The 13200-nt window shown below is 72.3% G+C and carries 13 protein-coding genes; 2 read left to right on the forward strand and 11 right to left on the reverse strand.

Annotation, left to right across the window (positions count from 1 at the left end; genetic code table 11):
* Positions 1-76: 76 nt before the first annotated feature.
* From ACZ7EG_RS02655 to ACZ7EG_RS02680, 6 genes are all read right to left on the reverse strand, one after another.
* Positions 77-745 carry a histidine phosphatase family protein gene (locus tag ACZ7EG_RS02655; RefSeq protein ID WP_471071168.1) on the reverse strand — a complete coding sequence of 223 codons (669 nt, stop codon included), beginning with the start codon at positions 743-745 and terminating at the stop codon, positions 77-79.
* Positions 742-1188 (reverse strand): ribosome silencing factor, encoded by a 447-nt coding sequence (rsfS, locus tag ACZ7EG_RS02660; protein WP_471071171.1) that lies wholly within the window; start codon positions 1186-1188, stop codon positions 742-744. Before rsfS ends, ACZ7EG_RS02655 begins: the two co-directional genes overlap by 4 nt.
* Positions 1189-1473: 285 nt before the next feature.
* Positions 1474-3186 (reverse strand): LCP family protein, encoded by a 1713-nt coding sequence (locus ACZ7EG_RS02665; RefSeq protein ID WP_471071174.1) that lies wholly within the window; start codon positions 3184-3186, stop codon positions 1474-1476.
* Between the two features lie 16 nt (positions 3187-3202).
* Entirely contained in the window at positions 3203-3946 is a 744-nt protein-coding gene (nadD, locus tag ACZ7EG_RS02670; protein WP_471071177.1) for a nicotinate-nucleotide adenylyltransferase, read from the reverse strand.
* 85 nt (positions 3947-4031) lie between these two features.
* Complete coding sequence (locus ACZ7EG_RS02675) at positions 4032-4196, reverse strand: hypothetical protein (protein WP_192583393.1); 165 nt, start codon at positions 4194-4196, stop codon at positions 4032-4034.
* A gap of 164 nt (positions 4197-4360) precedes the next feature.
* The gene (locus ACZ7EG_RS02680) at positions 4361-4519 is read right to left on the reverse strand and encodes a hypothetical protein (RefSeq protein ID WP_471071181.1); all 159 of its coding nucleotides are present in this window, start codon (positions 4517-4519) and stop codon (positions 4361-4363) included.
* 124 nt (positions 4520-4643) lie between these two features.
* On the opposite strand from ACZ7EG_RS02680, the gene ACZ7EG_RS02685 reads away from it, so the two are divergent.
* The gene (locus tag ACZ7EG_RS02685; RefSeq protein ID WP_471072438.1) at positions 4644-5774 is read left to right on the forward strand and encodes a M48 family metallopeptidase; all 1131 of its coding nucleotides are present in this window, start codon (positions 4644-4646) and stop codon (positions 5772-5774) included.
* Positions 5775-5820: 46 nt separating this feature from the next.
* On the opposite strand, the gene ACZ7EG_RS02690 is transcribed toward ACZ7EG_RS02685, so the two are convergent.
* The 5 genes from ACZ7EG_RS02690 to proB form a co-directional block, all read right to left on the reverse strand.
* A complete protein-coding gene (locus ACZ7EG_RS02690; RefSeq protein ID WP_471071185.1) occupies positions 5821-6891 on the reverse strand; it encodes an SCO2583 family membrane protein in 1071 nt (356 codons plus the stop codon).
* An 89-nt stretch (positions 6892-6980) separates the two neighbouring features.
* Positions 6981-7556 (reverse strand): SCO2584 family spore wall biosynthesis protein, encoded by a 576-nt coding sequence (locus ACZ7EG_RS02695; RefSeq protein ID WP_471071188.1) that lies wholly within the window; start codon positions 7554-7556, stop codon positions 6981-6983.
* 193 nt (positions 7557-7749) lie between these two features.
* Positions 7750-9036 (reverse strand): glutamate-5-semialdehyde dehydrogenase, encoded by a 1287-nt coding sequence (locus ACZ7EG_RS02700; RefSeq protein ID WP_471071191.1) that lies wholly within the window; start codon positions 9034-9036, stop codon positions 7750-7752.
* Between the two features lie 72 nt (positions 9037-9108).
* Positions 9109-9567 carry a hypothetical protein gene (locus ACZ7EG_RS02705; protein ID WP_351632845.1) on the reverse strand — a complete coding sequence of 153 codons (459 nt, stop codon included), beginning with the start codon at positions 9565-9567 and terminating at the stop codon, positions 9109-9111.
* Positions 9568-9698: 131 nt separating this feature from the next.
* Positions 9699-10805, reverse strand: coding sequence for a glutamate 5-kinase (proB, locus tag ACZ7EG_RS02710; RefSeq protein ID WP_471072442.1), 1107 nt, complete (start codon positions 10803-10805; stop codon positions 9699-9701).
* Positions 10806-11126: 321 nt separating this feature from the next.
* On the opposite strand from proB, the gene ACZ7EG_RS02715 reads away from it, so the two are divergent.
* Complete coding sequence (locus tag ACZ7EG_RS02715) at positions 11127-13193, forward strand: hypothetical protein (RefSeq protein ID WP_471071194.1); 2067 nt, start codon at positions 11127-11129, stop codon at positions 13191-13193.
* The last annotated feature ends 7 nt before the right edge of the window (positions 13194-13200 follow it).

Genomic DNA, 13200 nt, shown 5'->3' on the forward strand with positions numbered 1-13200 from the left:
GTTGTTCTGTTGCCCCGCTGGCGGGGCGAACAAGAAGAACTTTAGCCTGCGACCTGCCGGAAAGTGAAATCCGGGGTCAGTCGTCGTCGCCGAGCACCGCTTCCGGCAGGGTGCCGGCGTTGTGCTCCAGCAGACGCCAGCCGCGGGCGCCTTCACCGAGGACGGACCAGCAGCAGTTGGAGAGTCCACCGAGGCTCTCCCAGTGGCGGGGGTCCAGGCCGAGGAGGCGGCCAATGGTGGTGCGGATCGTGCCGCCGTGGCTGACCACGACGAGCGTGCCGTCGTCCGGGAGCTTCTCGGCGTGCCGCAGCACCACGGGCGCGGCGCGGTCGGCGACCTCGGTCTCCAGTTCGCCGCCGCCGCGGCGGACGGGCTCGCCGCGCTTCCACGCGGCGTACTCCTCGCCGTACCGGGCGATGATCTCGTCGTGCGTCAGCCCCTGCCAGACGCCCGCGTAGGTCTCCCGCAGCCCCTCGTCGTGGGTGACGTCGAGGCCGGTGAGCGTGGCGAGCTCGGCGGCCGTGGCCGCCGCGCGCCGCAGGTCGGAGGCGACCATGGCGTCCGGCTTCAGGGAGGCGAGCAGCCGGGCGGCGCGGCGGGCCTGGGCGACGCCGGTCTCGGTCAGCTCGACGTCCGTGCTGCCCTGGAAGCGGCGCTCGACGTTCCACGAGGTCTGGCCGTGCCGCCAGAGGATGATGCGACGGCCACGGCCCTTCCCGGCGGACGCATCACTGGAGGGGGTCACCGCCAGTCACCGTCCAGTTCCGCCTCCTCCTCGGCCGCGCGCAGCTTGGCGTGCTCCTCGGCCTTGCCCCGGGTGGCCTTGGCCTCCTCGGGCAGCTCCAGTTCGGGGCAGTCCTTCCACAGCCGCTCCAGGGCGTAGAAGACGCGCTCCTCGCTGTGCTGGACGTGGACGACGATGTCGACGTAGTCGAGCAGGACCCAGCGGGCCTCGCGGTCGCCCTCCCGGCGCACCGGCTTCGCGTCGAGTTCCTTCGAGAGGCGCTCCTCGATCGCGTCGACGATCGCCTTGACCTGGCGGTCGTTGGGTGCGGAGGCCAGCAGGAAGGCGTCCGTGATGGACAGCACGTCACTGACGTCGTAGGCGACGATGTCGTGGGCCAGCTTGTCGGCGGCCGCCTGGGCGGCGGTGTTGATCAGCTCGTGAGAGCGGTCGGTCACGGTCACTGCATGGCTTTCGGTCGGCGGACACTTGACACCCAAGGGTCTCACGGACCGCCGCGGGCCCCCCACGCGATAACGGCGATCGCATGGGGAGCGCGCTCCCGCCGCCCAGCCGGCGGACGGCTCGTAGTCCTGGCCGAGGAGCACGGAGACGTCGGCGCTCGCCGTCTGGCCGGCGGACGGCTCGTAGTCCTGCCCGAGGACCACGGAGACGTCGGCGCTCGCCGTCTGGCCGGCGGACGGCTCGTAGTCCTGGCCGAGGACCACGGAGACGTCGGCGCTCGCCGTCTAGCCGGCGGACGGCTCGTAGTCCTGGCCGAGGACCACGGAGACGTCGGCGCTCGCGGAGATCTTGCCCTTGGTGACGGAGCCCGCGGGCAGGCCCAGGGTCTTGGCGACCTCGGCGGCGTTCGCCTTGTCGGCGGCGTCGGCGTACACGACCTCGGAGGCGGCCCGGGCGGCGGCGGTGCCGCTCTCCAGGAAGGTGAAGCCGCCGTTGAGGAGCACGACGCGGGCCTTCTCGGTGTTGTCCTTGACGCCGGTGGCGTTCTGGACGGCGACGCTGACGGCGGCGTCCTTGTCGGGGCTCTTGGCGGTGCCGCCGAGGACGTTCTTGACGACCCCCGCGCTCGCCTGGGCGCTGAGCGTGCCGTCGTTCTGGACCGGCAGCAGATCGGTTTTGACGTCGCCGCCCTTGGCGAGGTCGGAGAGCCCGGCGAGGAAAGTGCCGAGGTCCTTGTCGGTGAGGGACGGGTCGAGGATCTGGGCGAGCGTCTGGATGGTGGTCGTGGCGGCCTGCGGGTCGGAGGACATCTTGCGCAGGACGCCCTGCATGACCTGCCCGAAACGCTCCAGCTGGGCGTTCTGGGCCTCACCGGGAGCGCGGTAGGTGGCGTAGGCGACCGCCATCTTGCCGCTGAGCGTCTGGTCCTGGCCCTTGTTGACCAGGGGGGCCTCGCCCTTCTTCTTGGCGGCGGGGTCGGGGACGTCGGCGTCGGTGTCGACGTCGATGTTGCCGACCAGGTCGACGAGGTTCTGCAGGTAGGGGGTGTCCAGGCGCCAGGTGCCCTCGATGTCGGTGCCGAGGACCGTGTCGAGCGCGTCGCGGGTGCCGTCGGAGCCGTCGTCCTCGACCGACTTGGCGAGCGTCGTCGTGGTGCCGTCGTCGCTGGTCAGGGCGAGGGAGTTGGGCAGCAGGACGGTGGTGCCCCGCTGGGTGGTGGTGTTGTCGACGAGGAGGGCCGTGGAGGTGCCGCCGCCCTTGGTGTCGTGCAGGTGGACGACGATCACGTCGCGCTTCTGGGCACCCGCGGCCGTCGCCGTGCCGGCCTTGGAGTCCTCGGAGGACAGGCCGGGCAGCTTCCCCGCGTACCAGAGCCAGCCGACGCCGCCGGCGGCGACGAGCGCGAGGACGACCCCCAGGGCGACGATCCGGCTGCGGGCCCGGCGCCGGGCCTCCTCGCGGCGTTCGGTTCGGTTCTCGGTGAACTTGAGCCAGTCGATGACGTCTTCGGAGTTGGTGTCCGGTTCCTCGACGAAGGCGAACTGCTCGGTGTGGTAATCCCGTTGCGGCTCGGCGGGAGTGTCCCGGTCGTGGGCCGGGCCGGCCTGCTGCGGGATGTGGGCGGTCTGCTGGGCCGGCTGTTCCGCGACGCGGGGCTGCCGGCCGGTGGAGCCGGCGGCGGTGGCCTGGCCGTAGGGGTCGTGCGGGGCGCCCTGCGCGGGTCCGCCCTGTTGCGGGGCGGTGCCGTACGGATCGTAGGAGCCGTAGTCGGAGGCGGGCTCGCCCGTGCCGTGGCCGTACGCGGACGGAGGCTGCTGCGCCGCTTGCGCGTACGGGTCGTAGCCGTAGCCCTGCTGGTACTGCTGGGCGTACGGGTCGTACGTCTGCTGCTGGGTCTGGACCTGCCGGTAGACCGGCCGGCCGTACTCGTCGTAGCCGACGAGCTCGTACTGGTCGGCGCCGTGGTCCGCGGCCCCCGCGTCGTATCGGTCGTTCACCGGTGCCCCTCTCGGCTCACTCGCCGCGGTACAGCTCGCGCTTGTCGATATAGCGCACGACGCCGTCCGGCACCAGGTACCAGATCGGATCGCCCTTGGCGACTCTCGCGCGGCAGTCGGTGGAGGAGATCGCCAGGGCGGGAACCTCCACCAGCGAGACACCGCCCTCCGGGAGTCCGGAATCGTCCAGCTGGTGGCCCGGCCGGGTGGCCCCGATGAAGTGCGCCAGGGAGAACAGCTCCTCGCTGTCCCGCCAGGTGAGGATCTGGGCGAGCGCGTCGGCGCCGGTGATGAAGAACAGGTCCGTGTCGGGGTTGAGCGCGCGCAGGTCGCGCAAGGTGTCCACGGTGTAGGTGGGACCGCCCCGGTCGATGTCGATGCGGCTCACGGAGAACTGCGGGTTCTCGGCGGTCGCGATGACCGTCATCAGGTAGCGGTCCTCGGCCGGGGAGACGCTGCGGTGGCTCTTCTGCCAGGGCTGGCCGGTCGGGACGAAGACCACCTCGTCGAGGTGGAACGCCGCGGCGACCTCGCTGGCCGCCACCAGGTGCCCGTGGTGGATCGGGTCGAAGGTGCCGCCCATGACGCCGAGCCGGCGCTTGCCGGGCCGTGAAGGCCCCTCACCGGTGCCGTCGGTGCGGGGGGCCGTCGCGGAGGCACGGCGGGGCTCCGAGTGTCGCTCGGTGCCGCTCGCCGTCTCCTGTGCCGGGTCGTGCGGCGTCTCGTTCGCCGGACCGGTAGGCATGTCCTGCTCTCCCATGCGTGCAGACCCTACCGGCCCTGCCTGAGGGCTCCGGCCGCCCCCGTGGTCCCCCGGGCATCCTCGGCGGGATGCCCCGCCGGTCTCAGCGGTCGCGGTTGAAGCGGGTGGTGATCCACAGCAGGAGCAGCAGGACGAAGAGCGCGCCGCCGCCGGTGAGGTAGGGGCTGAGGCTCTCGTGGTTTCCGCCGTGCTCCTCGCCCTCGGCGGCGAGGGTGACCAACTGGGCAGCGGTGCTGTGGAAGCTCATCTTCGGCAGGACCTATCGCGTGTGGGCGGGTTAAAGACGTCGGCTCATCGTAAGCGGGCGCCCGTCGCGCGATCACCCCGACTCCGCCTGTTCGTCCCGCGGGCGCTGCCACGTGCCGCCGCCGGGCCCGGCCCCGAAGCCCGGCGGGGAACCTTCGCGTGGCCTCAGTCGTCCTTCCGTCTGTAGCCACGCAGCAGGAACCACGCGGTCAGCGCACAGCCCAGGATCATCACGATCAGCACGATCCGCAGCAACCCCGGCCCCTCCCCCTCGGCGGCGCTCGCGGCCTCGGCGAGCCAGGCGGTCGCGGGGTGGTGGTCCATGGCGGTGGTCTCCTTCGCTGTACTGCCCGACCACCGTAACTCCGCCTAGGCTGGGCTCTGCCTCGGGGAAGCAAAAGGCCGCACAAAGGGCCGCAAAGGTCACACCAGACGCATGGGGGAAGACATGTCCGACGGCCACGAGCACCACGGGCACGAGCGAGTGCCGAGCAGGCAGCGCAGGCGCTTCCCCGGGATCTCCTCGCGTACGTACGAGCACCCGGCCGACCGTTCCGCTCTGGTGGCACTGCGCAAGCTGAGCGGTTTCGACACGGTGTTCAAGGCGCTCAGCGGTCTGCTGCCCGAGCGCAGTCTGCGGCTGCTGTTCCTGTCCGACTCGGTGCGGGTCTCGGACCAGCAGTTCGCCCATCTGAACGTGATGCTGCGGGACGCCTGCTACATCCTGGACCTGGAGAAGGTCCCGCCGATGTACGTGAACCAGGACCCGCAGCCGAACGCGATGTGCATCGGCCTGGACGAGCCGATCATCGTCGTCACGACCGGTCTCGTCGAGCTGCTGGACGAGGAGGAGATGCGGGCGGTCGTCGGGCACGAGGTCGGGCACGCGCTGTCCGGGCACTCCGTCTACCGGACGATCCTGCTGTTCCTGACGAGCCTCGCCGTCCGGGTCGCCTGGATCCCCCTGGGCAATCTCGCGATCATGGCGATCGTGACCGGGCTGCGGGAGTGGTTCCGCAAGTCGGAGCTGTCCGCGGACCGCGCGGGCCTGCTGGTCGGGCAGGACCTGCAGGCCTCGATGCGGGGTCTGATGAAGATCGCGGGCGGCAACCACCTGCACGAGATGAACGTGGACGCGTTCCTGGCCCAGGCCGAGGAGTACGAGGCCGGGGGCGACCTGCGGGACTCCGTACTGAAGATCCTGAACGTGCTGCCCCGCTCCCACCCCTTCACCACCGTGCGGGCGGCCGAGCTGAAGAAGTGGGCGGAGTCGCGGGACTTCCAGCGGATCATGGACGGCCACTACGCGCGGCGGGACGAGGACAAGGACACCTCGGTCCGGGACTCCTGGCGGGATTCGGCGAACCACTACACCTCCCACGTGAAGAGCTCCAAGGACCCGCTGATGAAGCTGGTCACGGACCTCGCGGGCGGCGCGGGCGACCTGGGCGACCGGGTCCGCCGCGGCTTCAACGGCTTCACGACCGCGCCCCCCAAGCCTCCTCAGGGGCCGGAGACGGACCCGTCGGACCCGTCGGACCCGTCGGGTGACGACCGGCCGCCGCGCGACGAAAGCTAGCCGCCACAAGGCCGCCCACCGGCCCGTCGGCCCTCTCGGGTGCCCCTCACGCCTTCGGCTGCGCGCTCGTCGCCAGAGTGCCGCACAGGGCCGTCGCGCCGCCCGTGGCGTAGGGGTCGGTGCCCGCGGGGCCGCCCTCCTTGGCCGTCTGGCCGGCCAGGAGGGGCCGGAGGTGGTTCGTGGAGTCCTCGGCGCAGGAGAGGGGGCCGGCCTGGACGTAGGAGACCAGAAGCTGGGCCTGGTGCAGCCGCAGGTCCTCGCGGTCGAAGCGGAAGTGCAGCTCACGCCGGAGGGTGAAGAGGGACACGTCGTCCTTGTCACCGGCCCCGGCCGCCCGCAGCGCGTACACGAACGTGTGGTCGGCGGTGACCTCCAGCGTCGACGCGTTGGCCTCGGCGGCCTGCAGCGTGCCCTGGACCCGGACCTTCCGGTCGGCGAGCTCGGCGCGTGAGGGGTCGAAGCGCACCAGCCAGCCGGTGGGCGCGTGGCGTCCGTCTGCGGTGGGGCGGGCGAAGCTCTGGTCGAACTGGTCCAGTTGGTCGGGGTCGAGCAGCACGCGGACGGCGCGCACCTCACCGCCCGTGAGGACCTCGGGGTCCAGGGCCGAGCGGACGATGTAGTCCTTGGCGGTGGTCAGGGCGCTCACGACCTGGCTGTCCGAGAAGTGCGCGGTGCGCCGCGAGGCGGGCAGGGGCACTCCCTCCGCGCCGGTCCGGAACTGTGCGGCGGGGCTGTGCTCGTACAGGTAGGCGGGATCTGCCGTGCCGGGCACCTTGCCCTCGGGGGCGAGCGGGATGACGGTCATCCGCAGGGGCTCGACGGCCTCCCGGGCGGCGGGCGCCTGGTAGGGGTGCCGGACGCCCATGTAGATCGCGGTGCCGAAGGCGACGGCGATCAGCAGGACGAGGACCAGGGCCTGCCGGGACAGGCCCCGGCGCAGCGGCGGGCGGCGTCGGACTGCGGGGGCGTGGTCGGCGATGCGCTCCTGCGCGGAGAACTCCTGGAGGCGGGCAGCACGGACGAACGACTCGTCGAACACGACGGATCGGTACTCGTCCTCTCCACCTCCGGGGGCGCCCTCCGGAGTCCCCTCAGGTGGGTTTCCAGGCCCGCCCATATCTTCAGGGTAGGTCGCCGGAAGCTCGGGTAAACGCCCGGCTGCTCCACAAGTTCTGACAGGTTCTCACCAAGATGGGCGGGTTCCGGTCAGGGGCCGTGGGGGATCACCGAGACGGCCGGCGGGGAGTGCTCGGCGGAAGCCGAGGGGGCCACCGCGCTGCCCTGTTCCAGCCCGGTCGACGCGGGCGGCGGCGCGGGCTCCTCACGGTTGGAGGACGCACCCCGGTAGACCGCCGTGAAGGCCAGGGCGACCATGCCGATGCCCATCACGAGGGCGAGCAGCCAGGCGACGGGGCGGTGCCAGCGGACCTGTTTGGAGTACGGCCCGGTGCCGCCGTAGTGGTCCTCGAGGATGTCGGGGTCGTGGAGCTCGTCGAGGTCGGAATCATGACCGAACCCGCCCCGCCCGTCCGGGCCGTACCCGTCGTCGTAGCGCTCGCCTCTGGTGTGGGCGCGGCGCGCCTCGGCCTCGGAGGCCTCGGCTCTCGCCTGCGCGGCGGCCAGGAGGCGCTCCACCGCGGTCGGCTCGTGCACCACGGCCGCGCTTACGAAGGCCTCGTCGAAGACCACGGAGGCGAACTCTTCGTCCGACACCCCGCGGTCGTGGTCGTCGTCGGGCTCCCGGCCGTCCGGAAACGGCGTGCCCCCCACGTCCTCCGGCACGGATCCAGAGTAGACCTGGGGGGTCTTTTTGGGCAGACGGTATGGAAATTCATCCGCCGGTCGAGACGGCTTCCACGGGGCGCCGGAGGGCGCACGCCCGCCCGGCACTCCTCCCGTACGCGTCTACGCCACCCGGGTGACCCTGCACCGGCATGCGACGGCGCGCATACCCGTACTCCCCGGTCGGCACGGCTCAGCGCCGTACGTGCCCGTCCCCGGTGACGATGTACTTCGTGCTGGTCAGCTCCGGCAGGCCCATGGGGCCCCGGGCGTGCAGCTTCTGGGTGGAGATGCCGATCTCGGCGCCGAAGCCGAACTGGCCGCCGTCGGTGAAGCGGGTGGAGGCGTTCACGGCGACGGTGGTGGAGTCGACCAGCTGGGTGAAGCGGCGGGCGGCCTGCTGGGAGGTCGTGACGATGGCCTCGGTGTGGCCGGAGGTCCACAGCCGGATGTGCTCGACGGCCTTGTCCAGCGAGTCCACGACCGCGGCGGCGATGTCGTACGACAGGTACTCGGTCTCCCAGTCCTCGGCCGTCGCCTCGACGACGGTGGCCTTGGAGTCCTTGGCGTGGGCCTGCACGCGCTCGTCGGCGTGCACGGTGACCCCGGCCTCCGCGAGGGCGTCCAGGGCGCGGGGCAGGAACTCCGCGGCGATGTCCTGGTGGACCAGGAGGGTCTCGGCGGCGTTGCAGACGCCCACCCGGTGGGCCTTGGAGTTGATCAGGATCTCGACGGCCATGTCGAGGTCGGCCTGGGCGTCGACGTAGACGTGGCAGTTGCCGGTGCCGGTCTCGATGACCGGGACGACGGACTCCTGGACGACCGTGTTGATGAGGGAGGCGCCGCCGCGCGGGATGAGGACGTCGACCAGGCCGCGGGCGCGCATCAGCTCGCGGACGCTGTCGCGGCTCTCGCCGGGGACGAGCTGGACGGCGTCGGCGGGCAGTCCGGCCCCGCCGACGGCGTCGCGCAGGACACGCACGAGGGCGGTGTTGGACCGGTACGCCGAGGAGGAGCCGCGCAACAGGACGGCGTTGCCGGACTTCAGGCAGAGGGCGGCGGCGTCGACGGTGACGTTCGGCCGGCCCTCGTAGATGATCCCGACGACGCCGAGCGGCACCCGGACCTGGCGCAGGTCGATGCCGTTGGGCAGCGTGGAGCCGCGGACGACCTCGCCGACCGGGTCGGGCAGCGCGGCCACGTCGCGTACGTCGGAGGCGATGGCGCGGATCCGCTCGGGGGTGAGCGTGAGCCGGTCGATCATGCCTTCGCTGATCCCGGCCTCGCGGGCCTTGGCGACGTCCTCGGCGTTGGCCTCGACGATCTCGCTCGCACGGACCTCCAGCGCGTCCGCGATGGCGAGCAGCGCGTCGTCCTTCTCGGCCCGGGGCAGCGGCGCGAGGGCCGCGGCGGCGGCCTTGGCGCGGTAGGCGGCCTCGGTGACCGGGGACATGGAGTCGTACGGAGAGAGCGTGGTCATGAGGGAAGGGTAGTGCGCCGGGCGGCTCGGTTCATCGTTCGTTTCACAGCGCGAGACACTTCGTGGAACGGGTCAAAACGGGTGGACGCCGACCGGGGACGCCGGTGGCGGACCGTACCCCTCGGCGATGCGCTGGTGGTAGGTCGCGCGGTCGATGACCTCCAGGCCGACGATCTCCCAGGGCGGCAGCCCGGCGGTCTGCCGGTGCTCGCCCCACAGGCGCAGGGCGACGGCGGCCGCGTCGTGCAGGTCGCGGGCCTCCTCCCAGTAGCGGATCTCGGCGTGGTCGACGGCGTAGCGGCTGGTCAGGAAGAACGGGTGGTCGTGGGCGAGTTGTTCCAGAGCGCGCCGGACCTCGGGGAGCGGGGCCTCCTTGCCGGAGACGCTGAGGGTGACGTGCCACAGGCGCGGGGTGTCCACGGGTTCCTCGCCCTCGAACCGGTCCCCGGCCGCCACGCTGGTCAGGGCGCGCTCCTCACCGGCCGCGCGGGAGCCGGCACCACCGCGGGACGCCTGAGTCCCAGGGCGCACTCGTCTCACGACGGCCTCCTTTGCACGGCGCTGCTGCGGGATAGGTCCCCGAGACAAAGTTGAGCAGGCCGCAAGGGATCGCGTGGCGGTTTTGCGGAACGTCCACCACCGGTGGCGGACGTTTCGACACATTAAGGGTGCAGGACCACCAGGTCGTCCCTGTGTACGACCTCGCGTTCGTACGCGGGTCCGAGCTCCCGGGCCAGTTCCCGGGTGGAGCGGCCGATCAGCCGGGGGATCTCCTTGGCGTCGAAGTTGACGAGGCCCCGGGCCACCGCGTGCCCCGTGCCGTCCCGCAGCTCGACCGGGTCGCCGGCGCTGAACTCACCCTCGACTGCGGCGATACCGGCCGGCAGCAGCGACTTGCGGCGGTCCACGACGGCCTGCACGGCGCCGTCGTCCAGGGTCAGCGCGCCCTGCGGGGTGGAGGCGTGCTGGAGCCACAGCAGCCGGTCGGCGGAGCGTTTGCCGGTGGGGTGGAAGAAGGTGCCGGTGTCCTGGCCGGTCAGCGCGTCGGCGGCATGGACGGCGCTGGTGAGAACGACGGGGACACCGGCGGCGGCCGCGATACGGGCGGCCTCGACCTTGGTGACCATGCCGCCGGTGCCGACGCCGGCCTTGCCCGTGCTGCCGATCTCGACGTCCGCGAGGTCGGAGGGGTCGCGCACCTCGCCGATGCGGGAGGTGCCGGGCCTCGCGGGATCCCCGTCGTAGACGCCGTCCACGTCGGACAGCAGGACCAGCAGGTCGGCGTGGACGAGGTGGGCGACCAGGGCGGCGAGGCGGTCGTTGTCACCGAAGCGGATCTCGTCCGTGGCGACGGTGTCGTTCTCGTTGACGATCGGGAAGGCGCCCATCGCGAGCAGCTTGTCGAGGGTGCGCGAGGCGTTGCGGTGGTGCGAGCGGCGGCTCATGTCGTCGGAGGTCAGCAGGACCTGCCCGACGCGAACGCCGTAGCGGGCGAAGGAGGCGGTGTAGCGGGCGACCAGCAGGCCCTGGCCGACGCTGGCGGCGGCCTGCTGGCGGGCGAGGTCCTTGGGGCGGCGGCGCAGGCCGAGCGGGGCGAGGCCGGCGGCGATGGCACCCGAGGAGACCAGGACGATCTCGCGCTCTCCGCCGCTGCGGACCTTGGCGAGGACGTCGACCAGCGCGTCCACGCGGTCCGCGTCCAGGCCGCCCGAGGCGGTGGTCAGCGAGGAGGACCCGACTTTGACGACGATCCTGCGGGCCTCGCCCACGGCCTGCCTTGCCCCTGCCACGTCGCCGTCCGTCCCCTCGCGTCGATGAGCTCCCTCACCAGGAAATCTACGGGACGGCCGGACGGGGCGCGGCGCCGGTCCACGCTACGGACGGTGCCGTCCGCGTCACGGGAGCGCGACCACCCCCCTCCGGCCCGCCCCACGACAGGAGGCCGGTCTGCCGTCTCTTCGGCCCCGCCCGCGACAGGAACACGATCTTCCGCTACGGTCCGACGACACGCCGGATGGCAACCACCCCCACGCCCCGGCGACACGCGCGTGTCGTCGGGAGGCCGCCGCGCGTTAACCCGGACGGCCGACATGCGCCGACCCGACGCTCCTGGAGTGACCGCAGTGCCCGTACCTCTCCCCCGTCAGCAGGCCCTCCTCAAGGGGCTGGTCGCCGTCGTCCTGGCCGCCGCGTTCGCCGCCCAGGCGGTCGCGGCGCTGCTGCCCCACGTCCCCCTGCTGCTCGCCGCGACGGTCGTCTCCCTGGCCACCGAGGGCGTCCTGCACCGGTGGCAGCGCGGGGTGCTGTCGTTGTTCGCCAAGGCGCACGCGGACATCACCGTGCGCCAGGTCGTACGGGACCTGCTGCTGGTCGTGGCCCTGCTGCGGCTGGGCGAGCAGGACCGGGAGACGGTGTACGCGCCGCTGGTGGCCGGGCTGCTCGCCTGCTACGCCCTGCACTGCGCGATCCAGGCGGTCTCCGTGCTGGTGCGCCGCACCCGCACCCTGCCGGTGGTGACCCGGAACATCGACGCCTCGGCGCTGCGGCTGTCCCCGGCCCCGTCCTTGCTGCTGCGCCGTCCCGGCCACCGGCTGCTGGTGTTCGGCCTGCCGGCGACGGCCGGGCTGCTGGCCGGCGTGCCGGGCGACCGTCCGGTGTACGCGGCGGCGGGCATCGCGCTCTCCCTCGCCCTCGGGCTGACCGGCCTCGGCGCGCTGCTTCTGCGGCTGCTGCCGAGCCGTCGTCCGGCGGACGAGCAGGAGGTGCTCGAGTGGTTCGACGCATGGCTGGCCGCGTACCGGCCGACCGCCGGCCTGTACTTCTCCGGCGGCGCCGCCTCGGCCTACCAGGCCAACATGTGGCTGGAGCCGCTCGCCGGCCTCGAGGGCAGGCCGGTCATCATCCTGCGCGAGCGGTTCATGGTGCAGAAGATCGCGGCGACGGACATCCCGATCGTCTGCCTGCCGAAGGTGTCGACGCTGATGCGCCTGGAGCACTCCACGCTCCAGGTCCTCATCCACCCGTCGAACTCCGGCAAGACCTCCCAGGTGCTGCGCATCCCCACCATCAGGCACACCTTCGTCAACCACGGCGAGAGCGACAAGCTGTCCTCGTGCAACCCGTACGCGAAGGCGTACGACGAAGTGTGGGTGGCCGGGCCCGCCGCGCGCGAGCGGTACGCGCTGGCCGAGGTCGGGGTCGAGGACAAGGACGTGGTGGAGACGGGCCGGCCGCAGCTGGACGGCGTGCTGCCCTACGCAGGACCGCCCGCCGGGCCTTGGACGACCGTGCTGTACGCGCCGACCTGGGAGGGCTGGGACGGCAACCCCGGCAACACGTCGGTGATCGAGGCCGGGGAGAACCTGGTGCGGGCGCTGCTCGCGGACCCGGGCGTGCGGTTGCTGTACAAGCCGCATCCGCTGACGGGTTCGGTGGATCCGCGCGCGGGCGCGGCCGATCTGCGCATCCGGGAGCTGATCCGGGCGGCCAACCGGGAGCGGGCGGTGACGCGCCCCTCCGACGGCGCGGAACTCGCCCGCCGCACCGCCGAGCTGGACCGGCTCACCACGTCGGTGTTCCGCTCCGGGGCCGACACCGTGGAGCGGATGCTGGTGCAGTCGGCGCCGGAGCCGGGCCGCGCGGAGGCGGTGGCACGGGCGACGGCCGCGTGGGAGGAGGCGTACTGGGCCTCGCTGCCGCCGGGTGAGCACCAGATCGTCACGGACGCCCGGCCCGCGCTGTACTCCTGCTTCAACGTGGCCGACCTGCTGATCAGCGATGTGTCGAGCGTGATCAGCGACTTCCTGGCGAGCGAGAAGCCGTACGCGGTGGCCAACACCAGCGGGCTGTCCGAGGAGGCCTTCCGTGCGGCGTTCCCGACGGTGGTGGCGGCGACGGTGCTGACGCCGGACGCCGCCGGTGTGCCGAGCCTGCTGGAGACGGTCCGGCACCCGGAGCACGACGAACTGGCCGAGGCGCGAGCCGAGTTGAAGCTGCGCCTGCTGGGCCCGGCGGAGCCGACGTCGCAGGAGCGGTTCAACGAGGCCGTCCGGGCGCTGAGCGCGGAGGCCCGGGAGCACCGGGCCCGGGTGACGGAGCGACTGGCCGCGGTGCCCGGTCAGCGCACCGGGACCGCGCTCCCGACCGCACCACGCTGAGCGACGG

The sequence above is a fragment of the Streptomyces sp. NPDC037100 genome (assembly GCF_055606225.1).

Excerpts from the sequence above, each read along its gene's own strand:
- nadD (WP_471071177.1), bottom strand. The coding sequence starts at position 3,946 with ATGGGAGAGCAGGACATGCCTACCGGTCCGGCGAACGAGACGCCGCAC.
- ACZ7EG_RS02675 (WP_192583393.1), bottom strand. The coding sequence starts at position 4,196 with ATGAGCTTCCACAGCACCGCTGCCCAGTTGGTCACCCTCGCCGCCGAG.
- ACZ7EG_RS02680 (WP_471071181.1), bottom strand. The coding sequence starts at position 4,519 with ATGGACCACCACCCCGCGACCGCCTGGCTCGCCGAGGCCGCGAGCGCC.
- ACZ7EG_RS02685 (WP_471072438.1), top strand. The coding sequence starts at position 4,644 with ATGTCCGACGGCCACGAGCACCACGGGCACGAGCGAGTGCCGAGCAGG.
- ACZ7EG_RS02690 (WP_471071185.1), bottom strand. The coding sequence starts at position 6,891 with ATGGGCGGGCCTGGAAACCCACCTGAGGGGACTCCGGAGGGCGCCCCC.
- ACZ7EG_RS02700 (WP_471071191.1), bottom strand. The coding sequence starts at position 9,036 with ATGACCACGCTCTCTCCGTACGACTCCATGTCCCCGGTCACCGAGGCC.
- ACZ7EG_RS02715 (WP_471071194.1), top strand. The coding sequence starts at position 11,127 with ATGCGCCGACCCGACGCTCCTGGAGTGACCGCAGTGCCCGTACCTCTC.